This window comes from Rhodococcus sp. NJ-530 (assembly GCF_003860625.1).
GTDB classification, from domain to species: Bacteria; Actinomycetota; Actinomycetes; order Mycobacteriales; family Mycobacteriaceae; genus Rhodococcus_F; species Rhodococcus_F qingshengii.
This window is the reverse complement of sequence record NZ_CP034152.1, coordinates 2140666-2167112: the sequence shown is the minus strand read 5'-3', so window position 1 is coordinate 2167112 and position 26447 is coordinate 2140666. Positions and strand designations below refer to the sequence as shown.

Here is a 26447-nt window from a genome sequence, read left to right as displayed (position 1 = left end):
TACCACCGCATGTCTGACAACCAGGATCTCCGGATCGCAGTGCTCGGCGTCGGCATCATGGGGGCCGATCACGTCGACCGCATCACCAACAAAATCGGCGGTGCCCGCGTCACCGTCGTCAACGACTACTCTCTCGCCCGCGCCGAGGAAATCGCAGCACTGACGCCAGGGGCGCGCGTCGTCGTCGATCCGTTCGATGCCATCGCAGCCGAGGACGTCGACGCCGTTGTTCTCGCAACCCCGGGCCCGACCCATGAGAAGCAGGTTCTTGCCTGCCTCGAAGCGGGCAAGCCTGTTCTCTGCGAAAAGCCGCTGACCACCGACGCGGACAGTTCGCTCACGATCGTCAAAGCCGAAGCAGCGCTGGGAAAAAGACTGATCCAGGTTGGTTTCATGCGCCGGTTCGACCACGAATACACCCAGCTCAAGGATTTGATCGACAGCGGCGATCTCGGTCGCCCTCTCGTTGTGCACTGCGCTCACCGCAATCCTGCGGTTCCGAACGGCTTCGACAGCGCGATGATCGTCAAGGACTCACTCGTCCACGAGGTCGACGTGACACGATTCCTGCTCGACGAAGAGATCACCTCAGTGCAGATCATCCGACCGGCCGCGAATTCGCTTGCTCCCGAGGGCATTCAAGACCCACAGATCGCGATATTCGAGACCGAGTCCGGCAGACACGTCGACGCCGAGGTGTTTGTCACCACCGGAGTTGCCTACGAGGTGCGCACCGAAGTTGTCGGCGAACTCGGAAGCGCGATGATCGGACTCGACGTGGGACTGATCCGAAAGACCAAGCCCGGCAACTGGGGTGGGCAGATCACCCCAGGATTCCGCGAACGCTTCGGGCAGGCCTACGACACCGAGTTCGCCCGGTGGATCAAGGCAGTGAAGACGGGCGCCGGCACCGGCAACTACATCGACGGACCAGGTGCTTGGGACGGGTACGCCGCGGCCGCTGTCTGCGCCGCCGGTGTGAAGTCTCTGGAGACGGGTCAGCGCGTCGTCGTGGACATGGTTGCGCGCGACTCTGTGGCCGGAGCTTAGCGATGAAGGTCGCACTCGACCCCACACCTTTCCATCACGATTACTCACTACTCGAGCTACCTCAGGTTGTTGCCGATCTCGGGTACGAGTACCTGCAGCTCACACCGCACGTCGACATGATCCCGTTCTTCAATCACCCGAAAGCCGACGACGCGCTCGTCACCGAGTTCCGGAAGGCCTGCGCGAGTGCGGGAGTCGGCATCGCGTCGGTGCTCCCGGTCCTTCGGTGGTCCGGCCCGGACGAGGACGCTCGCGAAGCAGCCGTGCGCTACTGGAAGCGGGCCATCCAGATCACGGTCGATCTCGGTGTCAACGTCATGAACACCGAATTCTCCGGCCGCCCCGAAAAGGCCGAAGAGTCCGAGCGTGCGTTCTATCGTTCGATGGAGGAACTGGTTCCGATCATCGAACGCGAGGGAATCGACGTCCTGATCGACCCCCACCCGGACGATTTTGTCGAAGACGGACTAGCCGCGATCCGCACGATCCGTGGTGTGAACTCCAAGAACCTCGGCATGGTGATCGTGGCGTGCCACCAATTCCACATGGGTGGGGACCTTCCCGCCATCATGGAGGCCGCCGGCGACATGGTCCGACTCGTTCACGTGGCGGACACCATGGATCATCACCGTTCCCACGGACTGCGCTACATCACCAACCCGCCAGGCAATGCCGTTCGAGTGCATCAGCATCTCAAAATCGGTGACGGAGACGTCAACTGGGACGAATTCTTCGGCGGTCTCGGCAAACTCGGCTTCTACGAACGTGAGAACACCGTGATGGTGTCGAGCGTCTTCGCCGAGAACGAAAACGCGCACGAGGTTTCCCGGTACCAGCGCGAGACGATGAACGACTACGTCGCCAAGTACACCTCCCCGAACTCCTGAGTCACCAGACCACTAGGAAATACCATGACCAGCACTGATACTCGTGTCATCGCGCACTGGCTGGACGGCAAGCCGTTCGCCGGAACGTCCGAGGACACCGCCACCGTCACCAACCCCGCCACCGGACAGATCACCGGCCGACTGGCCCTGGCGAACCTCGAGGACGCCCGCGCTGTCATCGACGCGGCTGCGGCGGCCTTCCCCGCCTGGCGTGACACCTCACTGGCCCGGCGCACACAGGTACTGTTCAGCTTCCGCGAACTCCTCAACGCTCGCAAAGGTGAACTCGCCGAGATCATCACAGCCGAGCACGGCAAGGTTCTCTCCGACGCCATCGGCGAAATCAGCCGCGGGCAGGAAGTTGTCGAATTCGCTTGCGGAATACCGCATCTCCTCATGGGCGGATACACCGAGAATGCATCGACCAAGGTCGACGTCTACTCCATCCGCCAACCCCTCGGCCCCGTCGGCATCATCTCGCCCTTCAACTTTCCCGCGATGGTCCCCATGTGGTTCTTCCCGGTCGCCATCGCCGCCGGGAACACCGTGATTCTCAAGCCCTCGGAGAAGGACCCCACCGCGGCGATCTGGCTCGCCGAACTCTGGGCCGAAGCCGGTCTGCCCCCGGCGTCTTCAACGTCCTCCAAGGTGACAAGCTCGCCGTCGACGAACTTCTGGAAAACAAAGCAGTCAAAGCGATTTCGTTTGTCGGATCCACCCCCATCGCCCAGTACGTCTATGCCACCGGCACCGCCAACGGCAAACGCGTGCAAGCACTCGGCGGCGCCAAGAACCACGCCATCGTTCTGCCGGACGCCGACCTCGACCTCGCCGCCGACGCAATGGTCAACGCGGGATTCGGCTCCGCGGGCGAACGATGCATGGCGATCTCCGCCCTGGTTGCAGTCGGCGACATCGCCGACGAACTGGTTGCCAAGATCGTCGAACGCACCACTCCCCTCGTCACCGGTGACGGCACCAAGAACTCCGACATGGGTCCGCTCGTCACCAAGGCCCATCGCGACAAGGTCGCGTCCTATGTCGATGCCGGCGAGAAGGACGGTGCCACGATCGTGGTCGACGGACGCACAGTTCAGGCCGATGGTGGACCGGACGGCTTCTGGCTCGGGCCCACCCTCATCGACCACGTCACCACCGACATGTCGATCTACACCGACGAAATCTTCGGACCTGTCCTGTCCGTCGTGCGTGTCGATACCTACGACCAAGCCCTCGAACTGATCAACAACAACCCGTACGGAAACGGCACCGCCATCTTCACCAACGACGGCGGCGCTGCCCGACGCTTCCAGAACGAGGTGGAGGTCGGAATGATCGGCATCAACGTCCCCATCCCGGTTCCCATGGCCTACTACAGCTTCGGCGGCTGGAAGAACAGCCTCTTCGGTGACACCCACGCTCACGGGACAGAAGGTGTTCATTTCTTCACGCGAGGTAAAGCCGTCACCAGTCGCTGGCTCGACCCCAGCCACGGCGGAATCAACCTCGGATTCCCCGAGAACAGTTAGCCGGCAAGACATCTGTGGCCGAGACTCTCGAAGAGTCTCGGCCACAGATGTTTTCGAGAGGTCTACGTGACCGTGGGGTGGTACGTCAGTACTTGAACTCCGGATTCGTACCGACGATCGTCCTTCAACTCGAGGACGATCTTGTCGGCCGATTCGGGGAACACTCTCCCGCCGGACCCGAGAATGACCGGGAAGACCATCAGACGAAGCTCGTCGACCAGACCGGCCAGCAACAACGCGTGGACGAGCGTCCGACTTCCCGCGACCAGGATCTCGCCGTCGATCTGCTCCTTGAGCTTCGGGACAGATTCCTCGATGGGACCGTCGAGCGCCGTCGAGTTGTTCCATTCGAGCGGTTCGGTCGAACTCGTGACGACGTACTTGGGCATCTCGTTCATCTTGTCCGCAAAGCCTTGGTCGTCCTCGCGCTCGGGCCAGGCACCGGCGAAGCTCTCGTAGGTCCGCCGCCCGAGCAGAAGGACGTCCGCGGCGAGGGTTTCGTCGAGTTTGAACTTCATCTGATCGCCCTCCTGGTACGGAAAGACCCATCCAGTGTGCGCATAACCCGGTTCGCCACCGGGAGCTTCCATCACCATGTCCAAGGACACGAATTCTGTCACCACGATCTTGCCCATACCGATCCCCTGTCGTCAGTGCGTGTGCGCCATTCGAGTAGCCGACTACCCCACTGTTACAGACTCTGCGTGGTGGTGGAACTCATCGGCGGCGATCTCCGATTGTCACCACATAAAGACGTCAGCACACAACCCAGGCACCGTTCTCCTTGATCAACGTGATGTCTTCGCGCATCATCTCGGACGGATCCTCGGTGCTGTAATGGCGAGTGTTGGCTGTCGCCGAATCCCCGTTCACGACGATGTTCTCCACTCCGTCCAGCCTCAGACTGGCAAGTGCGTCGTCGAACGGCGACTCTTCGACTCGCGGACTCTCGCTGCGCATCGAACTGCATTGAGTGCTGTCCACTGCCTCCCAGTCCCTTTCGGCCATGAATTCGAAACTCTGACCGACGACCGCAGAGATTTGGCTCTCGGCCGACGGTTCCGAATCGCCGGAACATCCGACGACAGCGGTCAATGCTCCAACGAGCGTCATTGCCGCGAGCGTCTGGCGTCCACGCGTGCCTGCGAAGTTCATCCGTCCACTATGACCGATGTACAAACCGAATCGCCTGTTTTCGATCCCTCTGCTTGCGTGGCGATTCGGACGTTCCCTCAGGTTCGCATACCCTCGTATATCGATGATGTGGCGTCGAAAGTGTGCAGTGGCAGTAGCCGGAACAGTGCTCTCAGGGAGCATTGCGTTTACCGGTGTCGTAGGGACCTCGGGAGTGGCCGGCGCCCAACCGGCCCCGCCGCCGCCCACCACCACCACCGAAGCGCCGTTCACAACACCCAACACCGACAGCTGCCCGTTCACGAGTAGCCCGGCACCGGCGATCGATCTCTCCGAAGCACCCGCGCCCGGATCCACGGCCCCGACTGCTGTCCCGATTCCGGAAAGCCCCGTCGGTGGAGACAAGCTCGGCGAGTGCGGTGTTGTGCTCCCTGACGGCGCTCCCCCGCTCCCGGCCGACATCGCGGCATCAGGATGGGTACTCGCGGACGCCGAAACCGGCGAGGTCCTCGCCGCCAAAGATCCGCACGGTCGCTACCGCCCGGCCAGCACCATCAAGATGCTCTTGGCTCTTGTCGCGCTCGACGAACTCGATCTCGACACCGAAATCACCGCAACGGCCGAAGACGCGGACGCTGAAGGTAGCGCTGTCGGCATCGGCAAGGGCGGCAAGTACACCAACCGGCAACTGATGCAGGGTCTGGTCATGGCGTCGGGAAACGATGCCGCGCATGCTCTTGCCCGCCAACTCGGCGGTGACGCTGCAGCCGTGTCGAAAATGAACGCGCTCGCGGCCGAACTCGGCGCCCTCGACACTCGCACGGCAACTCCATCCGGACTCGACGGCCCGGGGATGAGCAGCTCGCCGTACGACCTGGCCGTGATTTTCCATACCGCCCTGCAGAATCCGACGTTTGCCGGTCTGATCCATACCGAGACCGTCGAATTTCCCGGCTTCCCCAAGGATCCGACGATTCCCGACGATCAGGACCGCCCCGGATTCACTCTCGCCAACGACAATCAGCTGCTCTACAACTACGACGGCGCATTGGGCGGCAAGACCGGCTTCACCGACGACGCCCGCCACACGTATGTGGGTGGCGCGGAGCGTAACGGCCGGAAACTACTGGTGACATTGATGGGCGGCGAAGCCAAGCCGATCCGTCCCTGGGAACAAGCTGCCCGTCTACTCGACTACGGATATGCACTCCCCGCGAGCACAACCGTCGGCTCGTTGACGGACCGATCCACCGACGATGCCTCGCCCGAGGTCACTCGCACACCGTCTGCCGCTGCACCAGGCTCGATCTCGGCTGCACCCACCGCTACCGACGCCGAATCCGACACCACTGACCGCATACTCATCGGTGCGGTCGGCGGAGTAGTGGTGATCGCGCTGGTGGCGGGAGCCGTTGCCCTCAACCGTCGGAGGCGCTAGCGCGGCCGACGACGCATGAAGCCCGAAAGACCCAGGCCGGCAACCGCACCCGTGGCGATCAGCGCAGCCACGCGAGACGGTGAAGCACCGTCACTGACAACGATTCGCGGCGAGATCACGGCGGGATCCGGCGGCGGAACGAACGCCAGGGCCATACTTTCCTTGGTCGTCGCCGCCCACGCCGTGCAGAACAGCAGCATCCGTGACGCCGTGAACACGAACACGAGCAAACCGATGATCGGACCGAATGCCACGCCCGCTGGTCCGTTGGTGACGGCAGCGAGGTAGATCGCACCCACCTGCTTGAAGATCTCGAACACAACTGCGGCGATAAGCGCTGCCTGCGCAGCGCTACGCAGCGTGACAGGCTCGCGCGGCAGCCGGGCGATCACCCACAGGAACACCGCCCACGTCGCCAGGAGTGAGAGCAACAGTGAAATGACTCTGAGCCCCACGCCGACACCGGTGATGTTCTCGAGGTTGAGCCATTTCACGATCTGAGTCGCAACCGGCCCACTGCTCAGCGCCGACATTCCCAGTGAGACGACCATGGCGAGAGCCAGACCGACGAGGGCCCCCGCGTCACCAAGTTTGGTACGTACGAAACCCTTCGGCTCGCGCTTGCTCTCCCACATCGCCGTCAGCGCGTCGCGAACGTTTGCCATCCAACCGAGACCCGCGTACGCGGCACCCAGGAGACCGAAGATTCCGACGCTCGCGCGCGAGTCGATGGCCGAATCGATCAGCGTGTTGATGGTGTCACCCAAGCTGCCCGGAATGCTCTTGGTGATCTGCTCCTGAATCGACTCCAGGTACTCGGGATGCCCGGCCAATACGAAACCGGCCACTGCAAACGCGACCATCATGATCGGAATCAACGCGAGAACGCTGAAGTACGTGATACCAGCAGCGTAATAGTCGCCTTTTTGCTCTTGAAACCGTCCGGCCGCGCGAACCAGATGATCGAGCCAGGGTCGCGCTGCCCGTTGCTTCTCGAGAAAGCTCGGTGCGTCGTCGTCCGTGTCAGCCATTGCCGTCCCCCTCATGTTCGGTCAGGCGTCGTGAGTCCGAATTCGCGTAAGTCAGCCCTTCGGTGCCAGGAATCCGACCTTGTCATAGACAGCGGCGAGAGTGCGTGAAGACACCTCACGGGCGCGGTGCGCTCCAGCCGCGATGATGCGATCCAGCTCTGCCTCGTCGGCAAGGTAACCGTCGACCTTCGCCTTGAGTGGGGTGACGAACTCGGTCAGCACGTCAGCGGTATCGGTCTTGAGGTCGCCGTACCCCTTGCCCTCGTAACCGGCCACCAGAGTCTCGATCGGTACTCCCGAGAGAGCCGACTGAATGGTGAGCAGGTTGCTGACGCCCGGCTTGGCCTGCGGGTCGAAACGAATCTCGCGCTCGTTGTCGGTGACGGCCGACTTGATCTTCTTCGCCGACACCTTCGGATCGTCGAGCAGATTGATCAGTCCGGCCGCACTGGCAGCGGACTTGCTCATCTTCGCGGTCGGATCCTGCAGGTCGTAGATCTTTGCCGTGCCCTTGATGATCTGCGGCTCGGGAACGACGAACGCCTTGCCGTAGCGGGTGTTGAACCGTCCGGCCAGATCGCGTGCGAGTTCGAGGTGCTGACGCTGATCCTCACCCACCGGAACTCGCTGCGGGCGGTACAGAAGGATGTCCGCGGCCATCAGAACCGGATACGTGAACAAGCCGACACTGGCGTTGTCGCTGCCTTGCTTGGCGGACTTGTCCTTGAACTGCGTCATACGGCTGGCTTCACCGAAACCGGTGATGCAGTTCAGGACCCACGCCAACTGTGCGTGCTCGGGAACCTGACTCTGTACGAACAGCGTCGCCCGATCCGGATCGATCCCCACCGCAAGGAGCTGAGCCACCGCAACCTTGGTGCGACGACGCAATTCCTTCGGGTCCTGCGTCACCGTGATGGCGTGAAGATCCGGAATGAAGTAGAAAGCGTCGAAATCGTCCTGCAACGGAACCCACTGCTGCAGCGCACCCAGGTAGTTGCCGAGGTGGAAAGAATCCGACGTCGGCTGGATTCCGGAAAGCACGCGAGGCTTTGCGGTGGGCTTCTGTTCTGCAGGGGTCGACATGGTTCCGATCTTTTCACGAGTGGAAATCAGTGCAGTGGCGTGGTGCCCGGGTAGTCGAGTTCGACGAGGTCTTCACCGTGGGCGGTGAGGTCCTCCGCACCGAACTGGTAGACGGTCCGGAAAACGACGGGTTCCCATTCTTCGGCGTAGAAGTCCATCGTTTCGCAGAACCACTCCAACTGATCCTGTTGCTCGGACAGTAGAGAACCCGCGCCTCGGACCACAACTACATATCCGGCGCCGAGTCCGAGGACGTCGTCGAGATCGCGCATGACGTCGTCGAAAGCGTCTTTATTTCGCCCGAAGTGGGACGGAAACTGGAAGGCTGCCGCAAACTCGTCGAAGACCTGCGCCGTTGTCCGCATGTTCTCTCCGCGAACCACCCGAACGACAAAATTCTCGGCACGGAGTTGACGTGCAAGATCATCTGCAACGGCCGGGTCGCTCTGCAGCGCCACCGAAGCCACATCCGAAGACGGATCCAGCCACTGCGCCACGCTGACCGTAGACGAATCGGACATCAGCGAATCCTCACAAACGTGTCGTAGTGATCAAGGGTGTACCACGCCGAACCGTCGTTGCCGGTGACGATTCGCTCGGCGTCGCGTCCTTGGCCGTTCTTCTTCGGGTTCACGTCCCATTCCTGATAGACGACACGTCCGCCACCGGCACCGACAGCGGGTAGACGTCCTTCGCTGTTGCGGAAGGTGATGCCGCCCTTGGTGCCCGGCGCATTGGCGGAATCCGGCCACCTCCCGGCGTCGATCTCCACCAGCGTGGCGAGCACTCGCGCCGGCGCATCGCTGTTCGTCTGCTGCGTTGTCTTGACAGCGGAGCTCGCGGGCACGGAACTCGACGGCGCAGCCTTGGTGGTGGCGCCAGGCTTGGCTTGAACACTCGAGGACTGGGCACTCGAGGACTTCGTCACCGACGACGCCGAACTGTCGGAGTCACGTGAAGAAAGGGTGACCGCCAGCACGAGCGCAACCACCGCCACCACGACGGTGATGATGGCGTTGCGCGTCTTTGCGCTCGGCATTTTCAGACCTTCAGACATACGCGTCTCTATCGGTACGAGACGGTGACAGGCGCATGATCCGACCAACGGAGGTCGTAGGACTCAGCGCGTTCCACGAGCGCGACCTTGGCCCGCTCGGCGTATCCGCGAGTGGCAACCTGGTAATCGATACGCCAACCCGAATCGTTGTCGAATGCCTTTCCGCGGTACGACCACCACGAGTACGGGCCGTCGACACCCGGATGGAGGGCGCGGAAGACGTCCACCCACGCGGAATCTTCGGCGAACAGCAGATCCATCCAGGCGCGCTCCTCGGGGAGGAATCCCGAAGACTTCTTGTTGGTCTTCCAGTTCTTGAGGTCGAGTTCGGTGTGCGCGATGTTCCAATCGCCGCTGACCACCACGTGACGATCGGCAGCCTCGGCCGCCGCAGCGGTGGTAGCGAGGTGAACTGCGAAGGACGCCATGAACCGCTCCTTCTCCTCCTGCTTCGGCGTGAGCGCCTCACCGGAGGGCAGGTACAGGCTCGCGACGGTCAGATCGGCGAAGTCGGCTTCGATGTATCGACCGGCGTCGAGAAACTCGTCGTCCCCGTGACCGATCCGCACCGCGTCAGGTTCCGTGCGTGAGAGCACCGCGACTCCGTTGCGTCCCTTCGCGGACGGCTCGGCGGAGACGAGGAACCATCCGTTGCCGAGCGCTGGTTCGAGAGTCTCGCGAAGCTGATCGTCCGACGCACGCGTTTCCTGAAGGCAGATGAAATCCGCCGACGTCTTCTCCAGCCAGTCGAGCATGCCCTTGCGGGCAGCTGCTCGAACGCCGTTGACGTTCACGGACGTGATGGTGTGGGGCGCAAGAATGTGGGAGTCAGCAGTTTGTGGCACGGCAAGCACCGTAGCCGATTCCACCGACGCGGATGGGCGCCCAGGTCAGCGCGCGGCCCTACGCTGCAGAATCACCGCTACCGCCAGCACGACGAGACCCGCGACGGCCAGCAACGACCCCACCGCTGCCGGCGCGGTGTACCCGTAACCGGCTGCGATGACGACGCCGCCGATCCACGCTCCGAAGGCGTTGGCGATGTTGAGTGCGGCGTGATTGAGAGACGCGGCCAAGGTCTGAGCATCCTCGGCGACATCCATCAACCGTGTCTGGAGGCCAGGCACCATCGACGACCCGGCGAGCCCGATGAGGAAGACGAAGATCAGTGCCGTGTACGGATTGCGCACGGCCATCACGAAGACCGCGAGGATCACAACGAGGGATCCCATCGACAGGAACAAGCCCTTCATCAGTGCGCGATCCGCGAGGTATCCACCGACGAAGTTGCCGGCCACCATGCCCAGTCCGTACAGCATGAGTGCGAGGGGAATGAACGAAGCGCCAAGCCCGGACACGTCGGTGAGAGTCGTACTGATGTAGGTGTAGACGGCAAACATCCCGCCGAATCCGACCATGCCCACGATCAAGGTCATCCACACCTGAACGCGGCCCAGTGCCCCGAGTTCGGTGATCGGATTCGTCACCGGCATACCGTCCAACCGCGGAATCCAGACGAACAGCGAAGCAACCGTTGCCACTCCGATCACCGCAACCAAGGCAAAGGCGCTGCGCCAGCCGAGTGCCTGGCCGATCCAGGCCGCGACCGGCACACCGATCACGTTGGCCACGGAAAGACCCATCATCACCATCGCGACGGCCTTCGCGCGTTTTCCCGGTTCGGCCAGGTGAGCTGCGACCAGTGCGGCGACTCCGAAGTAGGCGCCGTGCGGCAATCCGGCGACGAAGCGGGCCATCATCAGCGTCGTGTACGAGGGCGCGAAAACCGAAGCGGCATTGCCGACGGTGAACGCGACCATGAGTGCGATCAACAGGGTGCGGCGCGGAACCCGTGCGGTGAGTGCAGCGATCAGTGGAGCACCGACGACAACCCCGAGCGCGTATGCCGAGATCACGTGGCCCGCGATGGGTTCCGAGACACCGAGCCCGGTTGCCATTTCCGGGAGCAATCCCATGGCGACGAACTCGGTGGTGCCGATACCGAAACCGCCGAGGGCAAGAGCGAGCATCGCCGGACCTCTGGCGGAACGAACCCCGGGTGTCGAGGTGTCAGAAAGGGAGAGGGTAGACGAAGTCACTGATCAATTGTGGTCTCACACCTGGTTGAACTTCCAAGTGAGAGCGGGTGAGTTCACTCACTTGAGACCGCGAACACAAATGGGACGCCCGGTTTCCCAGACGTCCCATTTGACAGGTGAAGCGGTGAATCTACTTCGCGGCCATGGCCTTCTGCAGGTTCACGTCGAGCGCGCCGAGGAACTCCTCGGTGGTCAGGTAGCCCTGATCGCCGCCGACCAGCATCGAGAGGTCCTTGGTCATCTGGCCGCTTTCGACGGTCTTGATGACAACGTCTTCGAGCGCCTGCGCGAAGCCGATGACCTCAGGGGTGCTGTCGAGCTTGCCACGATGCTCGAGCCCGCGGGTCCACGCGAAGATGGACGCGATCGGGTTGGTCGAGGTGGGCTTGCCCTGCTGGTGCTGACGGTAGTGACGCGTCACGGTGCCGTGAGCAGCCTCTGCCTCACAGGTCTTTCCGTCCGGTGTCAGCAGAACCGACGTCATGAGGCCGAGCGAACCGAAGCCCTGGGCCACGGTGTCGGACTGGACGTCGCCGTCGTAGTTCTTGCATGCCCAGACGTATCCGCCCTCCCACTTGAGTGCGGAAGCGACCATGTCGTCGATGAGGCGGTGCTCGTAGGTCAGACCTGCAGCATCGAACTCAGCCTTGAACTCGGTCTCGTAGACGTGCTGGAAGATGTCCTTGAAGGCACCGTCGTACGCCTTGAGAATGGTGTTCTTGGTGGACAGGTACACCGGGTAGTTCTGCTGCAGTCCGTAGGTGAGCGACGCGCGAGCGAAGTCACGGATGGACGTGGTGAAGTTGTACTGCCCCTGGACGACGCCGCCCTCTTCGGGGAAGTTGACCAGTTCGTGCTCGATCGGTGCGCTGCCGTCCTCAGGCGTGTAGGTGATCATCACCTTGCCGGGGCCGGGGACCTTGAAGTCTGTGGCGCGGTACTGGTCGCCGAATGCGTGACGGCCGATGATGATCGGCTTGGTCCAGCCCGGAACGAGTCGCGGAACGTTGGAGATGATGATCGGTGCGCGGAAGATCGTGCCGCCGAGAATGTTGCGGATCGTTCCGTTCGGGGAACGCCACATCTTCTTGAGACCGAATTCCTCGACACGTGCCTCGTCCGGCGTGATCGTGGCGCATTTGACGCCGACGCCGTGCTTCTGGATCGCGTGCGCTGCGTCGATGGTGACCTGGTCGTCGGTCTCGTCGCGGTACTCGATACCGAGGTCGTAGTACTCGAGGTTCACATCGAGATACGGATGGATCAACTTGTCTTTGATGAACTGCCAGATAATGCGCGTCATCTCATCGCCGTCGAGTTCGACGACGGTGCCCTCAACCTTGATTTTGGACATGGGTGCTTCGCGTCCTCCTAGGAAGTTTCCCTGGTTACACGGTTGCGGTCACACTTTGTGAGTGGGTCCGCGAACGGTTCGATTATCAAACCTAGACGGTGTGGACTGATCTCGGGAGATGAGTCCCAAACAAGACAAGCGTACTGCTAACCCGTGAGGCCGCAACCGGCAGGTCCACTCATCGGTCTCTACTCGCGAGTAACTTTTGCCTGCTAGTGGGCTGCGTCGCTCTGCCTCGCGTGCGGTTGCGGCTCACATTTCGCCCCGTGTCAGGACTGCGCTCACTTCCCGGTAGAATCCGACTTGGTCATGAGTGCCAGCGTCAAGCCCCGGCTCGCTGGACGGCAACCCTCCAACCGCGGTGGGGTGCCCCGGGTGATGACCAGGTTTCCCGACGTGGATCTGCTCGCGCAGTTCCACCGCAATTCGGGTGACAAGCGCGGGTCCGACAGGGACGGACCCCAGACCGGGCCGAGCCCCACGGAGGTATTTCAGTATGTGTCGCACTTGTAGATAGACCCCAGCACGGGGCGGCGATCATTCGCCCCCGTCCGACATCTATCCGTCAGACCACTGGAGTGAACAAATCATGACCGACAACACAGCCGACGCCGCAGCAACTTCGGATCCGACCGCGAACTGGTCGTTCGAGACCAAGCAGGTGCACGCCGGACAAACAGCGGACACCGCCACCAATGCGCGCGCTCTGCCGATCTACCAGACCACCAGCTACGTCTTCGACAGCACCGATCACGCTGCGGCACTGTTCGGTCTCGCCGAGCCGGGCAACATCTACACGCGGATCATGAATCCCACACAAGACGCCGTCGAGCAGCGCATCGCTGCCCTCGAAGGCGGAGTCGCCGCACTCCTCCTCTCCTCGGGTCAGGCCGCCGAGACCATCGCGATCCTCAACATCGCCGAGGCCGGCGACCACATCGTCTCCAGCCCGTACCTGTACGGCGGCACGTACAACCTCCTGCATTACACACTTCGTAAGCTGGGCATCGAAGTCACGTTCGTCGAGGATCCCGACGATATCGACCAGTGGCGCGAAGCCATTCGCCCGAACACGAAGGCGTTCTACGGCGAAACGATCGCCAATCCGAAGAACCACATCCTCGACCTACCCGGTATCTCGTCACTGGCCCACGAGAACGGTCTTCCGTTGATCGTGGACAACACAGTCGCGACGCCGTACCTGCTTCGCCCGCTCGAGCACGGCGCCGACATCGTCGTTCACTCCGCCACCAAATACCTTGGTGGACACGGCACCGCGATCGCCGGCGTCATCGTCGACGGTGGCACTTTCGACTGGACGCAGGGTCGCCACACGAACTTCACGACGCCTAATCCCAGCTACCACGGCGTCACCTTCGCGGACCTCGGCGCGCCGGCGTTCGCACTCAAGGCCCGCGTCCAACTGCTGCGCGATCTCGGTTCCGCCGTGGCGCCGTTCAACGCGTTCCTCATCGCGCAGGGTATCGAAACCTTGAGCCTGCGCATCGAGCGCCACGTATCCAATGCACAGAAGATCGCCGAATTCCTCGACGGCCACAGCGAGGTGGCCTCCGTTTCCTACGCGGGACTTCCCTCCTCGCCATGGTTCGAACGTGGAAAGCAGCTGACGCCCAAGGGAACCGGCGCCATCGTCACTTTCGAATTGCCCGGCGGTATCGATGCGGGCAAGACGTTCGTCAACGCCCTGACGCTGCACAGCCACGTCGCCAACATCGGTGACGTTCGCTCACTCGTCATCCACCCCGCGTCGACGACGCACTCGCAGCTCACCCCCGAAGAGCAGCTCGCTTCGGGCGTCACGCCCGGGCTCGTCCGCCTCGCGGTCGGCATCGAAGGAATCGACGACATCCTCGCCGATCTCACCGTCGGCCTGGCAGCGGTGGCAAACTCGTGACCGTGAACGAATTGGAGCCCAGGATCGACCTCCTGCCCCCACCCGACGGCCAGGTGGGGTTCGTCGACATCGGTGCCTTGGAACTCGAGAGCGGCGCGGCACTCCCATCGGTTTCGCTCGCCGTTCAGCGGTGGGGTGAGCTTTCCCCGAACCGCGACAACGTCGTACTCGTCGAGCACGCACTGACCGGAGACTCACACGTCACCGGACCGATCTCCGCGAATCAGCCCTCCCCCGGCTGGTGGAACGGGATGGTCGGCCCCGGCGAACCGATCGACACCGGCGAATGGTGCGTCATCGCAACCAATGTCCTCGGTGGTTGTCGCGGCACGACCGGTCCCAGTTCGCCGGCCGACGACGGCAAGCCGTGGGGCAGCAGGTTCCCGGAGATCTCCATCCGGGATCAGATCGCGGCGGAGAAGAAGCTCGTCGATCTCCTCGGGATCGACCAGTTGGCCTCGGTAGTCGGCGGATCCATGGGGGGCATGCGCACCCTCGAATGGGCAGTTACCTACCCGGACAGCATTCGCTCCGCGTTGGTTCTCGCAACCGGTTCACGGGCCACTGCAGATCAGATCGGCACCCAGACGACGCAGATCGCTGCCATCGTCTCCGATCCGGATTGGCAGGGCGGTGACTACCACGGAACGGGGCGGGCACCTCGCGCCGGACTCGGCATCGCCCGTCGCATCGCGCACCTCACGTACCGCACCGAGGCCGAACTGGACGCACGCTTCGAGAACTCCGCTCAGAACGACGAAAATCCTTGGAACGGTGGACGATACGCCGTACAGAGTTACCTGGAACATCAGGCAGACAAGCTGGTCGACCGCTTCGACCCGAGCACGTACGTCCTCCTGACCGAGGCCATGAACCGGCACGACATCGGTCGTGGACGCGGCGGTGTTGCGGCGGCGTTGGCATCGATCACGGCACCGGTCGTGGTGGGCGGCGTCGACTCGGATCGGCTGTATCCCCTTCGCTTGCAGGAGGAGATCGCCGACGGAATTTCCACGTGCAGCGGCCTCGAGATTCTCAAGTCCAAGGACGGCCACGACGGCTTCCTGACGGAGGCGGACGCCGTCGCCGGACTGCTTCGCCGAACGATGGAGTTCGCGCGTACGGCTCGCTGATTCGGCACAGAGCCACGTTTTCAGGATTCGTCAATGTCGGGAAAACCACAGCTGATCTGCGGGTTTTCCCGACATTCTCATTGGCGAACGTGAGCCGGCGCGGCTAGCATCGGCGAACGTGAATCAGCCATGCTCGACGCGCCTGCAGGCTACGTACATTCCCGAGCACATGTCCTTCGCGTTCTGGGGTGACGCAGACCCGGCAGCGCGGCTGTCGGCACTGGGGATGCCGACCGGGTCGCCGGGCGTGTGCAGGCTTGCGATCCCGGTCGACGAGTCGATCACAGCAACCGACGTCGAAGCGCAACTGCTCGACCTCACCACCGCGATCGACGCGTTCCACAACCTCGATGCTGGTCGCGGCGACCTCGGATCGTCGCTGCTCGCGTGGAAGCGCGTCATCGACACCGGCGCACATGACATTCCGACCGCAGCGCATGCCGCTATCGAGCGCGACGACACGAAGATCCGAAGCGCCGCGTCCACGGTGCGGTTGTTCACGGAAGCGCGCGCGGCCATCGAGAGTCTTCGCCGAGCAAAGATTCAGGCGACTCTGCGCCCGTATCAAATGCAGGGAGTTGCCTGGCTGACGGCTCTGTCGGGTTCGGGCGGTGGGATCTTGGCCGACGAGATGGGTTTGGGTAAGACACTGCAAGCGATTTCGATGATCGCGATCCGCGCCGGCGACGGTCCGCATCTGGTTGTGTGTCCCACCTCGGTGATAGGAAACTGGCGCCGCGAGATCGAGCGATTCGCTCCGCATCTGCCACTGCACGTTCATCACGGGGCCGCCCGTGCACTTCCCACTCGTATCCCCGCCGGCACTACGGTTCTGACCAGCTACAGCGTCTTGCGTTCCGACGCAGCCCAATTGGCCCCGGTCCATTGGAGTTCAGTGGTCTTCGACGAGGCGCAACAGATCAAGAACCCCGCTTCCCTCGCCGCGAAAGCAGCAATGCAGTTGTCGGCGGACGTCAAGGTAGCGATGACCGGCACGCCGGTGGAGAACCGTCTCGAAGAATTGTGGTCGCTCTTTCGCGTCGCCAATCCCGACGTCCTCGGAACTCGCGCACGGTTTCGTCAACGCTTTGCCGTACCGATCGAATCCGGTCGATCGGCCACCGCGGCGACCAGGCTTGCCGCGGTCATCGATCCCTTCATTCTGCGCAGAACCAAAGACACAGTGGCCAAGGATCTTCCGCCCAAGCAGTTCTCCACGGTCTCGTGCACTCTGACGTCGGAACAGGCGCGCATCTACCGGTCGGCAGTTGCCGATGCTTTCGACTCCGGATTGGGCACGGGAATTGCCCGGCGCGGCAACATTCTTGCCCTTCTGACCACTCTCAAGCAGGTATGCAATCACCCGGCGCAGGTCACCGGCGATACGGACGACCTCTACGGAAGATCCGGAAAGCTCGACCGCGCAACGGAAATGATCGCCGAGATCGTCGACGACGGCGATCGCGCGCTGATATTCACGCAGTACCGGACGATGGGCGAGATGCTCTCGCGACACCTGGGAGCCGAACTGGGTATCGGTGCCGTGCCTTTCCTCCACGGCGGCCTGAACACCGACAAACGAGACGCGATGGTCGACGCGTTCCAGAACGAGACGGATTCACCACCGGTTCTGATTCTGAGCTTGCGCGCCGCCGGCTTCGGCCTCAACCTCACGCGCGCAAGTCATGTCGTGCACTACGACCGGTGGTGGAACCCAGCCGTCGAGGATCAAGCAACCGACCGGGCACACCGCATCGGCCAGAAACGCACCGTCAACGTCCACACCTTGGTGACGGGCGGTACCGTGGAGGATCACATAGCAGCGATGCACGAGTCCAAACGAGCTGTGGCCGATGCTGTCTCCGGGAACGTCGAGGCCGCGCTGGCCGATCTCCCCGACACCGAACTGCGTGAACTTCTCGAACTCGACGGCGCGGTGATCATCTGATGGCCAACGAATTCGGCGTCACCGCTTGGGGTCGAGCGTGGCTGCGCACGGTGGAGCGGACCGCGGCGTCCGGTCCGAACCCGTCCCTGCCGACGGCTCGCGCCCTGGCACGCAACGGTTCCGTGGAGTTCACCGCCGTCTCGTCGGGGACCGTCGTCGCCGAGGTGAGCACCAAGGCAAAAACTTCGTCAGTGACGATTGGTGTCCCGCTCTGGACCAAATCCGAGATCGCTGCAGTGAAGAGCCTTCTCCGTTCGGCTGGAAAGGCGAACAGATCCGTCTCCACCGGCGAACTGCCGGACATCATCGTCACCGAACTGCAGGCTCGAAATATCGCAGTAGCCGTTGATCTTTCGGAGTGCACTGCCAGCTGCGACTGCTCAGGTAGACGCTCGCCGTGCGTTCACCATCTCGCCGCGATCTACGCCCTCGCCGGGCGAATCGACGAGGAACCTGCACTTGCGGTGACGTTACGGAGTGCACCGGTCAAGGCTGGAAAGAAGTCGACATCCGCACATTCGGCGGAGTGGATCCCTTTGAGTGATATCGATATTCGCTCGTTCTACGGGGACTGATCTTCTCAGTCGGTACCGAGCGGATCGATGGTCAGGGCGAGCGTCGCGATCAGCACACCCATAACGCCCATCGCCGCAGTGTCGAAGACCCTTCCACGCACCGCGAGCAACCCCACACGGTTCTCGGGAACGAACCACCGAGCGGCAGCTCCGATGATGACGGCAACACCGAAGACGAGGGCGCCGCGGCGCCACCGGTCGGCCAGCACGAGAACAACCGCTGCCGCGATCACGGCGAGGACCGCGAGCATGGGCAGATTCTTCTTCGCGAGGCCGACCAGTGAGGACATCGGACTCAGACTCCGGCCAGAACCCGCTCGGCGCGCTCGACCACGTTGGTGATCAGGAACGCGCGGGTCAGCGGTCCGACACCACCGGGATTGGGTGAGACGAAGCCGGCGACCTCGTTGACGTCGGCTGCGACGTCGCCGCGCAGGCCGTCGTCGGTGCGACTGACGCCGACGTCGAGGACCGCTGCCCCGGGCTTGACCATGTCTGCGGTGATGAGGCCGGGAACGCCTGCGGCAGCGACGATGATGTCGGCGCGGCGAACCTCGGCCGCGAGATCGCGGGTACCGGTGTGGCAGAGCGTGACCGTCGCGTTCTCGCTACGACGCGTCAGCAGCAATCCGATCGGGCGACCGACTGTGACGCCTCGTCCGACTACCACCACGTGTGCGCCTGCAATAGGGACCTCGTAGCGGCGCAGGAGATGCAGGATTCCACGCGGGGTGCACGGCAGCGGGGCTTCCTTGCCCAACACCAGTCGACCGAGGTTGACCGGGTGCAAGCCGTCGGCGTCCTTGTCGGGGTCGATGCGCTCGAGGGCTGCGTTCTCGTCAAGGTGCTTGGGAAGCGGCAACTGCACGATGTAGCCGGTGCACTCGGGATTGGCATTGAGCTCGTCGATCGTCGCGTTGAGCTGCTCCTGCGTGATGTCGGCAGGCAGGTCGCGTCGCAAAGAATTGATACCGACCTTGGCGCAGTCGTTGTGCTTGCCGCGCACGTAAGCCGCGGATCCGGGGTCGTCGCCCACCAGGATGGTGCCCAAGCCGGGTGTGATGCCCTCTGCCTTCAGAGCGTTCACCCGCACCTTCAGGTCTTCGAAGATTTCGTCGCGGGTAGCTTTGCCGTCGAGGATCGTTGCAGTCACGGCGACCATTGTTCCAGGTTAGGGTCGATGAGTGACAACGGCTCCGGAACTACGCGGCCCGAGGGTGCTCCTCTCCCCCGTCGCGCCCGATCATCACGCCCGTCTGCGGGCAATTCACCTGCACCCGGACGTCGTGCACTGGTGGCAAAATCCCGACGACGACTGGCCTGCAGCGCCGGAGGCTGGCACCACGCGCTACAGCATCTTCCACGGCGACCACCTGATCGGCTTCATCCAGTGGTATGAGGCGGAGGACAACCCCGACTTCCGCCACGCCGGGCTCGACTTGTTCCTCGATCCCGACTTCCACGGCCGAGGGTTCGGTCGCGAATCGATTCGCGTGCTGTGTGCCCACCTGATCGACGACCTCGCATTCCACCGTCTGGTCATCGACCCGGAGGTCGACAACTCCGTCGCCATCGCGTGCTACCGATCGGTGGGGTTCAAAGACGTCGGGGTGATGCGCGAGTATTCGCGAGATCGCCATGGTGTGTGGAAGGACGGACTGCTGATGGATCTGCTCGCACGGGAATTCATCCGCTGATCGACTGGGACGAGTTCGAAAGGACCGACATCATGTTGCTGGACAAGGAATTCACGGCCACCCTGCAGAAGAGCGACGCCAAGGGCGGGTGGACTTATGTGATCTGGCCGGAGTCCGCCGAGTTCTTCGGCACCCGCGGCCTGGTCAAGGTGCGCGGGACGATCGACGGACATCCGTTCCAGAGTTCGTTCATGGCGTTGGGAGACGGTAACCACAAGCTGCCGGTCAAAGCCGATCTTCGCAAAGCCATCGGCAAGGAGACCGGCGAGCTGGTGACGGTGCGCCTCGAGGAGCGCTTGGAGAGCTAGGCGCTGCTACTTCATGTCGACGACAAGACCGTGCGCCGACGCGTACGCCACCGCCTGCATCAACTCGATCTGCGCGTTTCCGACCGACGCGGACGTCCACAGGCTCGGATCGATCCGCGCACCGCGCAGGTCTGCACCTTCGAGTTTGAGTCCACCCGTGCGAGCACCGGACAGATCCGCGGACGCCAGCACCGCGCCCCGCATGTCGGCCCGAACCAGGTTCGCTTCACGGAAGCGGCATGAGGTGAAGTCGATCTTCCTCAGGTCCGCCCCGCCGAGTGAGGTCAACGAGAAGTCGACTTCGTCGAGCGTCAACGGCCGGATGCGGCAACCGTCGAACGTCGACCCGAGCAGACTGCAGTTTCGGAACGTGCTGTGCCACAGGCTGGTCCGGGCAAAATTGCACGAGCGGAACGCAGTTCCCGTGTGCACGGACTCCCCCAGATCGGTGCCGGTGAAATCACAGTCCGTGAACACCACCGACTCCGTCGTGAGTCCGGTGAGGTCGGCGTCTCGGAAATTGCAGTTGGTGAAAGTGCGCTGACGCCACTTCTGCCCGGCCAGCCGCGCGTCTGAATAGTCTTCGCCGACGACATCGTCGGATTCTTCGGGGAGCATGCCGTCCATACTGCCCCGCCGCACCGACACCGGTTCGATCGCCTAGGTCTCGCAGGCCACGCCGTCACCGTCACGATCAAGCTTGGACGAATAGCCGGGATCGCCGCGGTAGATCGGGGCAGCACCGGCCGCTCGCACGGCTGCACAGTTGGCGTAATACACCCCCGCGTCGGGCACCTTGGCCGGCGGCGGAACGTACGCCGGTTCTGTTGTCTTCGGCGGTGTGTACGCAGGAGCGGGCGGAACATACGGCGTAGTCGTGGTCTCCGGGACCTGCGGAACCAGCGGCACGATTGCCACGGTGGTTGTCGTCGGTGGCGGCACGATCGTTGTCGTCGTCGGCAAGAGGGACGAAGTCGTGGTCTTCGTCGTCGACGGGACCGTGCTTTTGGTTGTCGTCGCTGCAGCTGTCGTCGAAGAGGTCGCAGCAGGCGTCGTCGATTCTTCCGACTTGCCCGCTCCCGTCGCCGCGGCGATGGCAACCAGCCCCACGACTGCCGCGCCGGCGATCCACGGCCACTTACGCCGCGTCTTGCCTTCCTCGGCGTTAGTGTCCGGCACCGCCGATCCGGGTGCGCCGAAGACCTGCGTGGGAGTGCCGAAAGCCTGAGTGGGTGCGTCGACGCCCTTGGGCCGTGTCTGCGCGGTCCACTGCTGACCGTCCCAGTAACGGTCGATCGTGGGGTCGAAGGGGTCGGGGTTCCAACCGGCGGGAGGGTTCATCAAAATGTCCGTTCTGCGTAGAGTGCCGGAAATAGATTCGCACGGACTGGCCGGTTTGTTACCAATTCGCCCACACTTCCCGACCGGGTCTTCTCACGGACGTGGTCACCGATACGTCGCCCGGTACAGTTCCTCGAGTGTTCCGAGTGATGTTCCACGAGCCCCGCATCCCACCCAACACCGGAAACGCGATCCGCATGGTCGCAGGCACCGGTTGCGAACTCCACCTGGTCGGCCCTCTCGGGTTCGACTTGTCGGAGCCGAAGCTCAAGCGCGCAGGCTTGGACTACCACGACCTGGCGACTGTCACGGTCCACGAAAACCTGACCGCTGCCTGGGAAGCCGTCACCCCCGCTCGCGTGTTCGCCTTCACCGCGCACGCGACCACGTCGTATGCCGATATCGCCTACCAACCCGGCGACGTCCTGCTGTTCGGGCCCGAACCCACCGGACTGTCCGAAGAAGTATTGGCGGACGAACACGTCACCGAGCGCCTGCGTATCCCGATGCTGCCCGGACGCCGGTCCCTCAACCTGTCCAACGCTGCCGCCCTCGTGACGTACGAGGCCTGGCGTCAGCACGGGTTCAAGGGCGCTGTCTGATCGACGTCAGTAGACGTCCCGGACATAGCGCTTCTCCGCCGAAAGAGCCTTCACGTATGCCTCGGCACTGCGAGGAGCCAGTTTTCCGTGTTGAGCGACCACCCCGTTGAGGGCACTGTCGACGTCCTTGGCCATCCGGTTGGCATCGCCGCAGACGTAGAAGTGCGCTCCCTTCTGCAACCACTCCCACAGCAGCGCACCCCGCTCACGCATCCGGTCCTGCACGTAGACCTTGTCGGCTTGATCCCGGGAAAACGCGAGGTCGAGTTCGGTGAGGAATCCGTCTTTCCGCAATTCTTCGATTTCTTCGCGGTAGTAGAAGTCGGTCGCGGCGTGCTGTTCTCCGAAGAACAGCCAGTTCGGGCCCGTGTGCCCCAATGCCCGCCGCTCATGCAGGAAGGCACGGAACGGTGCAATGCCGGTCCCCGGACCGACCATGATCATCGGGGTCTCGGGATCGGAAGGTGGCCGGAAGTGGGTCGACTTCTGCACGTAGATACCGATGTCGTCATCGTGAGCGTGGTCGGCGAGGTAAGTCGAGCACACTCCACGCCGTGGGACACCCGCAACGTTGTATCGCACCGCGGACACCGTCAACTGCACTTCGCGTGGGTTCTCCTTCGGACTGGAAGATATCGAATACAGCCGCGGCTGAATCGGTTTGAGCAGCGAGAGCCATTCGTCTGTCGAGGCACGAACGGGCGACTGCGCGAGAATGTCGACGGACTGTCGTCCCCACGACCAGTCTTTGAACGTGGAGACATTCTCCGGCTTCAACAACTCGGCCAGGTCCGAATCGCGGGTTCGTTGATGCACGAATCGAATCATGTCGGTCGAGATTCGAGTGATCTCCAGGCGCTCGGTGAGCGCGGTACGCAGCGTCATTTCCCCGTACTGCCCCAGTTCGACGGTCTCGTCACCGTCGAGGCCAGTAAGGGTGAGCCACTCGTCGACAAACGGAGAGCTGTTTCGGGGCCAGACTCCGAGAGCGTCGCCGGCTTCGTAACTGACCGTGTCACCTGGAAGGTGAAAGCCCAACTGCCGCACGTCTTTGGAAGAACCCGGACGGTTGAGCACGACATTGCGCGTCAAGGCTGTGGTCAGTGGCGCCTTCTTGTTGTATCGCAGCGGCGGCGACATCGCCGGTGAAATCGGCTCGGCTGCAACGGTTGTCCCAGAATTCTTCTTTGCAACGAGGACGTCGGTCGTCTCGCCGGCCACCGAGCTCCGAAGCTCAGCCGTGACCGCCTCCAGCCATCCAGCAGCGGTGTCCTCGAAATCGGGCTCGCAGTCGGCGCGATCGACGATACGACTGGCTCCCAGTTCGGCAAGGCGGGCGTCGAGCTTTCGTCCGTGTCCACAGAAGTCGGCATAGTTCGAGTCGCCGAAAGCGATGACTGCATAACGTGTCTCGGACATGCGGGGCGCCGTGTCAGCAGACAACGCATCCCAGAAACCGCTGCCGTTGTCCGGGGATTCGCCGTCACCGGAGGTACTGGTGATCAGCAGGACCTCTCTGGTAGCTGCCAGGTCGGCGGCGGGGAACTCGTCCATCGCGTGCATCACCACGGGTAAGCCGATTCCCCCGAGACGAGTGGCGCACTCAGCAGCGAATTCTTCCGCGTTTCCGGTCTGCGATGCCCAGAGCACCACGATCGGCGCGCGCTCGGATCCAATACTCGGACTCGATGACAACGCAAGCCCGTCGGTGTCAGGAAGTGAGATCCGCGAGTACAGGCCGGCCAGAACACCGTCGACCCACATCCGCTTTTCGGCATCGAAGGGTGCCGTCGACGGCAAGGTAGGTACCCCGGCAGTGCGATCGGCGTCCGCACGCAACGCGGCGAGAAGGCCGGACAGGTAGCTCTGTTGGAGCGGATCGAATACCACTGCAGGTGTTCCTGTTTGACCGAGGACGCCCGCGAGGACATCGGTTCGCGACAAAGCCCGATCAGCTGGCGCGGGAGCCAGCAGCGCCGCCTCGGCGAGCACTGTTTCAGGTGTGTTCACGGCGACCTTCGTCATCGTGACAGCGCAGGCTTTGAACTCCGGTTGCTGCGAGGCAGGGTCGATGGCGTCGTTGGTGACGGCGTTGATGGACAGATATTCACCGAAGGCGTCGTTCCAGTGAAATGGGGCAAAGCAGTTCCCCGGACGCACTCGGTCGGTGACAACAGCCGGAAGCACAGCGCGACCGCGGCGTGAGGCAACCTCGATCGCATCCTGGTCGACGATACCGAGCCTGGCGGCGTCGTCGGGATGGATCTCGACGAAGGGACCTGGGTTGAGCTTGTTCAACTTGGCCACCTTGCCGGTCTTGGTCATGGTGTGCCACTGGTGCGCGAGACGACCGGTGTTGAGCAGGAAGGGGTAGTCGTCGTCGGGCATTTCGGCGGGAAGCATGTGCGGCCGTGCGAAGAACATCGCACGGCCAGTGGCGGTGGGAAATGCGAGCCGCGGAGTGCTGCCGTCCTCGCGGATCAGGAGCCTTTGACTGACACCGTCATTGACGTATCGGATGGGATGACGGTCCTGATCACTGTCTGGCGGGCATGGCCACTGAATCGATGTCTTGCGGAGGCGCTCGTAGGTGACGCCGCGTAAGTCGTAGCCGGTCTTCGGATTCCAGAACTGCTTGATCTCTTCGAACACCTCTTCGGCACAGGTGTAGGTGAACGCTTCGGCGTACCCCATCTCGCAGGCGATCCGGGCGATGATCTGCCAATCAGGCAGCGCCTGCCCAACCGGATCCAGTGCCTGCTGAAAGAGCGTCAGGTTGCGTTCGGAATTGATCATCACTCCGTCGGACTCTGTCCACAGCGAAGCAGGCAGCAGAACATCGGCGTATTCGTTGGTCTCGGTGCCCAGGAAAGCATCCTGGGTGATGACGAGGTCGGCCTTCTCCAAGCCGTCGATGACGGTCTTGCGGTTGGCTACCGTCGCAACGGGATTGGTGCAGATGATCCAGCACGCTTTGATGTCGCCCGCCGCCATTCGGGAGAACATGTCAATGGTGCCACCGCCGATGTCGGTGCGCAGCGAGCCCTGCGGGATCCCCCATCGGTCCTCGACGAAGTCGCGATCGGCGTCGACCATCACGGCACGCTGGCCGGGCAAACCTGGCCCCATGTAGCCCATTTCACGCCCACCCATGGCGTTCGGCTGACCGGTCAACGAGAACGGACCGCTGCCGGGCTTGCAGATCGCACCGGTCGCAAGGTGAAGGTTGCAGATGGCGTTGGTGTTCCACGTGCCGTGGGTGCTCTGGTTCAAACCCATTGTCCAACAGCTCATCCAGTTTGCAGCCTCACCGATCCACTGCGCTGCAGTGCGGATGTCGGCCTCGGGGATACCGGTGATCTCGCTGACCTTCGCAGGCGTGTACTCCGCGAGGAAACTGGGCATGACCTCCCAGCCTTCGGTGAAGTCGGCGATGAAGTCCGGATCTGTGTGGCCGTTCACGACGAGCAGGTGGAGTAGTCCGTTGAGTAGCGCGAGATCGGTGCCGGGAGCGATCTGCAGGAACAAGTTCGCCTTGTCGGCGGTGGCGGTGCGTCGAGGATCGACGACGATCAGCTTCGCGCCTGCCTTGATCCGCTCCTGCACCCGCAGAAAAAGGATCGGATGGCAGTCCGCCATGTTCGCGCCGGTCACGAAGAACACGTCGGCGTGTTCGAAGTCCTGATAGGAACCGGGCGGTCCGTCGGCCCCGAGTGACTGCTTGTAGCCGGTGCCGGCACTCGCCATGCACAAACGGGAATTCGATTCGATCTGATTGGTCCCGATGAAGCCCTTGGCCAGTTTGTTCGACAGGTACTGAGCTTCGAGTGACATCTGCCCGGACACGTACAACGCAAACGCGTCGGGACCGTGCTCGTCGATTATTGCCCGCAGGCGCTGGGCGGTGTCAGTGATGACTGCGGCCATGTCCGCCGCTTCGATCGCATCACCTCGGCGCGGACGGCGATATGCAGATTCCATGCGCCCCGGGCCGGCGAGCATGTCTGCGGTCGTGGTGCCTTTGGTGCACAGACGCCCGAAGTTGGTGGGATGTGTCTTCAGACCGGAAGACTTCGCAGCCTTCCGACGACCCGTCTCGGGATCGGTGATGATGTCGAGGACAAGACCACAGCCCACCCCGCAGTATGCGCAGAGTGTGTCGACACTGGTGGTGGTGAGTTGAGCGCCCATCGATTCATGCATCCCTTCGACCGAGGATCAAGGTCGACTTCTATCTTCGGATGCAGTTGTTTCGGGAGTTCA

24 protein-coding genes, 1 pseudogene and 1 riboswitch are annotated in these 26447 nt (G+C 62.8%); of the genes and pseudogenes, 11 read left to right on the top strand and 14 right to left on the bottom strand.

The features are described 5' to 3' along the window. Window positions 1-9: 9 nt before the first annotated feature. The 3 genes and pseudogenes from EHW12_RS10075 to EHW12_RS10065 all read left to right on the top strand — a co-directional run bounded on the left by EHW12_RS10075 (window position 10) and on the right by EHW12_RS10065 (window position 3466). Window positions 10-1050, top strand: a complete 1041-nt coding sequence (locus EHW12_RS10075; protein ID WP_007727372.1) for a Gfo/Idh/MocA family oxidoreductase — start codon at window positions 10-12, stop codon at window positions 1048-1050. Between the two features lie 2 nt (window positions 1051-1052). Next, a complete protein-coding gene (locus EHW12_RS10070) occupies window positions 1053-1937 on the top strand; it encodes a sugar phosphate isomerase/epimerase family protein (protein WP_054188146.1) in 885 nt (294 codons plus the stop codon). Window positions 1938-1961: 24 nt separating this feature from the next. Continuing rightward, window positions 1962-3466, top strand: a pseudogene (locus EHW12_RS10065) (CoA-acylating methylmalonate-semialdehyde dehydrogenase). Between the two features lie 62 nt (window positions 3467-3528). Here the strand turns inward: EHW12_RS10065 and EHW12_RS10060 are convergent. Both EHW12_RS10060 and EHW12_RS10055 read right to left on the bottom strand, forming a co-directional pair. Then, a complete protein-coding gene (locus EHW12_RS10060) occupies window positions 3529-4101 on the bottom strand; it encodes a dihydrofolate reductase family protein (RefSeq protein ID WP_003940686.1) in 573 nt (190 codons plus the stop codon). Between the two features lie 121 nt (window positions 4102-4222). After that, entirely contained in the window at window positions 4223-4621 is a 399-nt protein-coding gene (locus tag EHW12_RS10055; RefSeq protein ID WP_021343646.1) for a hypothetical protein, read from the bottom strand. A gap of 103 nt (window positions 4622-4724) precedes the next feature. On the opposite strand from EHW12_RS10055, the gene EHW12_RS10050 reads away from it, so the two are divergent. Further along, window positions 4725-6038, top strand: coding sequence for a D-alanyl-D-alanine carboxypeptidase family protein (locus EHW12_RS10050; protein ID WP_083197715.1), 1314 nt, complete (start codon window positions 4725-4727; stop codon window positions 6036-6038). Here the strand turns inward: EHW12_RS10050 and yhjD are convergent. The 7 genes from yhjD to EHW12_RS10015 all read right to left on the bottom strand — a co-directional run bounded on the left by yhjD (window position 6035) and on the right by EHW12_RS10015 (window position 12665). Continuing rightward, a complete protein-coding gene (yhjD, locus tag EHW12_RS10045; RefSeq protein WP_050654860.1) occupies window positions 6035-7069 on the bottom strand; it encodes an inner membrane protein YhjD in 1035 nt (344 codons plus the stop codon). The genes EHW12_RS10050 and yhjD overlap by 4 nt on opposite strands. Before the next feature lie 51 nt (window positions 7070-7120). After that, window positions 7121-8155, bottom strand: a complete 1035-nt coding sequence (gene trpS, locus EHW12_RS10040; protein ID WP_003941025.1) for a tryptophan--tRNA ligase — start codon at window positions 8153-8155, stop codon at window positions 7121-7123. Window positions 8156-8181: 26 nt separating this feature from the next. Next, window positions 8182-8676 (bottom strand): barstar family protein, encoded by a 495-nt coding sequence (locus EHW12_RS10035; protein ID WP_030535081.1) that lies wholly within the window; start codon window positions 8674-8676, stop codon window positions 8182-8184. After that, on the bottom strand, window positions 8676-9194 hold the full coding sequence (locus tag EHW12_RS10030) for a ribonuclease domain-containing protein (protein WP_070162753.1): 519 nt from the start codon (window positions 9192-9194) through the stop codon (window positions 8676-8678). The genes EHW12_RS10035 and EHW12_RS10030 overlap by 1 nt, the downstream gene beginning before the upstream one ends. Before the next feature lie 26 nt (window positions 9195-9220). Continuing rightward, window positions 9221-10066, bottom strand: coding sequence for an exodeoxyribonuclease III (locus EHW12_RS10025; RefSeq protein ID WP_080712672.1), 846 nt, complete (start codon window positions 10064-10066; stop codon window positions 9221-9223). Window positions 10067-10102: 36 nt separating this feature from the next. Next, on the bottom strand, window positions 10103-11242 hold the full coding sequence (locus EHW12_RS10020; RefSeq protein ID WP_050654859.1) for an MFS transporter: 1140 nt from the start codon (window positions 11240-11242) through the stop codon (window positions 10103-10105). A gap of 199 nt (window positions 11243-11441) precedes the next feature. Further along, complete coding sequence (locus EHW12_RS10015) at window positions 11442-12665, bottom strand: NADP-dependent isocitrate dehydrogenase (protein ID WP_003940772.1); 1224 nt, start codon at window positions 12663-12665, stop codon at window positions 11442-11444. A gap of 305 nt (window positions 12666-12970) precedes the next feature. Beyond that, a riboswitch (SAM riboswitch) is annotated at window positions 12971-13111 on the top strand. Window positions 13112-13254: 143 nt separating this feature from the next. Here EHW12_RS10015 and EHW12_RS10010 point away from each other — a divergent pair. The 4 genes from EHW12_RS10010 to EHW12_RS09995 all read left to right on the top strand — a co-directional run bounded on the left by EHW12_RS10010 (window position 13255) and on the right by EHW12_RS09995 (window position 18236). After that, complete coding sequence (locus tag EHW12_RS10010; RefSeq protein ID WP_125050560.1) at window positions 13255-14580, top strand: bifunctional o-acetylhomoserine/o-acetylserine sulfhydrylase; 1326 nt, start codon at window positions 13255-13257, stop codon at window positions 14578-14580. Then, window positions 14577-15713 carry a homoserine O-acetyltransferase gene (locus EHW12_RS10005; protein WP_047271787.1) on the top strand — a complete coding sequence of 379 codons (1137 nt, stop codon included), beginning with the start codon at window positions 14577-14579 and terminating at the stop codon, window positions 15711-15713. Before EHW12_RS10010 ends, EHW12_RS10005 begins: the two co-directional genes overlap by 4 nt. A gap of 118 nt (window positions 15714-15831) precedes the next feature. Then, on the top strand, window positions 15832-17661 hold the full coding sequence (locus EHW12_RS10000) for a DEAD/DEAH box helicase (RefSeq protein ID WP_241199137.1): 1830 nt from the start codon (window positions 15832-15834) through the stop codon (window positions 17659-17661). Beyond that, window positions 17661-18236 carry a hypothetical protein gene (locus tag EHW12_RS09995; RefSeq protein ID WP_125050559.1) on the top strand — a complete coding sequence of 192 codons (576 nt, stop codon included), beginning with the start codon at window positions 17661-17663 and terminating at the stop codon, window positions 18234-18236. The genes EHW12_RS10000 and EHW12_RS09995 overlap by 1 nt, the downstream gene beginning before the upstream one ends. Before the next feature lie 5 nt (window positions 18237-18241). On the opposite strand, the gene EHW12_RS09990 is transcribed toward EHW12_RS09995, so the two are convergent. Further along, window positions 18242-18526 carry a DUF3017 domain-containing protein gene (locus EHW12_RS09990; protein WP_003940740.1) on the bottom strand — a complete coding sequence of 95 codons (285 nt, stop codon included), beginning with the start codon at window positions 18524-18526 and terminating at the stop codon, window positions 18242-18244. A gap of 5 nt (window positions 18527-18531) precedes the next feature. Next, a complete protein-coding gene (locus EHW12_RS09985) occupies window positions 18532-19389 on the bottom strand; it encodes a bifunctional methylenetetrahydrofolate dehydrogenase/methenyltetrahydrofolate cyclohydrolase (RefSeq protein WP_206434853.1) in 858 nt (285 codons plus the stop codon). A 31-nt stretch (window positions 19390-19420) separates the two neighbouring features. Here EHW12_RS09985 and EHW12_RS09980 point away from each other — a divergent pair, with 31 nt between their 5' ends. Together EHW12_RS09980 and EHW12_RS09975 are read left to right on the top strand one after the other, a co-directional pair. Continuing rightward, window positions 19421-19933 carry a GNAT family protein gene (locus tag EHW12_RS09980; RefSeq protein ID WP_063836256.1) on the top strand — a complete coding sequence of 171 codons (513 nt, stop codon included), beginning with the start codon at window positions 19421-19423 and terminating at the stop codon, window positions 19931-19933. A gap of 32 nt (window positions 19934-19965) precedes the next feature. After that, the gene (locus EHW12_RS09975; RefSeq protein WP_007727403.1) at window positions 19966-20241 is read left to right on the top strand and encodes a DUF1905 domain-containing protein; all 276 of its coding nucleotides are present in this window, start codon (window positions 19966-19968) and stop codon (window positions 20239-20241) included. 6 nt (window positions 20242-20247) lie between these two features. Here EHW12_RS09975 and EHW12_RS09970 read toward each other — a convergent pair whose 3' ends face one another. Further along, window positions 20248-20868: a pentapeptide repeat-containing protein gene (locus tag EHW12_RS09970; RefSeq protein ID WP_003940770.1), complete on the bottom strand. Its 621-nt coding sequence runs from the start codon at window positions 20866-20868 to the stop codon at window positions 20248-20250. 33 nt (window positions 20869-20901) lie between these two features. Then, window positions 20902-21582 (bottom strand): excalibur calcium-binding domain-containing protein, encoded by a 681-nt coding sequence (locus EHW12_RS09965; RefSeq protein WP_042923481.1) that lies wholly within the window; start codon window positions 21580-21582, stop codon window positions 20902-20904. A 137-nt stretch (window positions 21583-21719) separates the two neighbouring features. Here EHW12_RS09965 and EHW12_RS09960 point away from each other — a divergent pair, with 137 nt between their 5' ends. After that, on the top strand, window positions 21720-22184 hold the full coding sequence (locus tag EHW12_RS09960; RefSeq protein WP_007727408.1) for a tRNA (cytidine(34)-2'-O)-methyltransferase: 465 nt from the start codon (window positions 21720-21722) through the stop codon (window positions 22182-22184). A gap of 6 nt (window positions 22185-22190) precedes the next feature. Here EHW12_RS09960 and EHW12_RS09955 read toward each other — a convergent pair whose 3' ends face one another. Continuing rightward, complete coding sequence (locus EHW12_RS09955; protein ID WP_125050557.1) at window positions 22191-26375, bottom strand: bifunctional nitrate reductase/sulfite reductase flavoprotein subunit alpha; 4185 nt, start codon at window positions 26373-26375, stop codon at window positions 22191-22193. Window positions 26376-26447 lie beyond the last annotated feature (72 nt).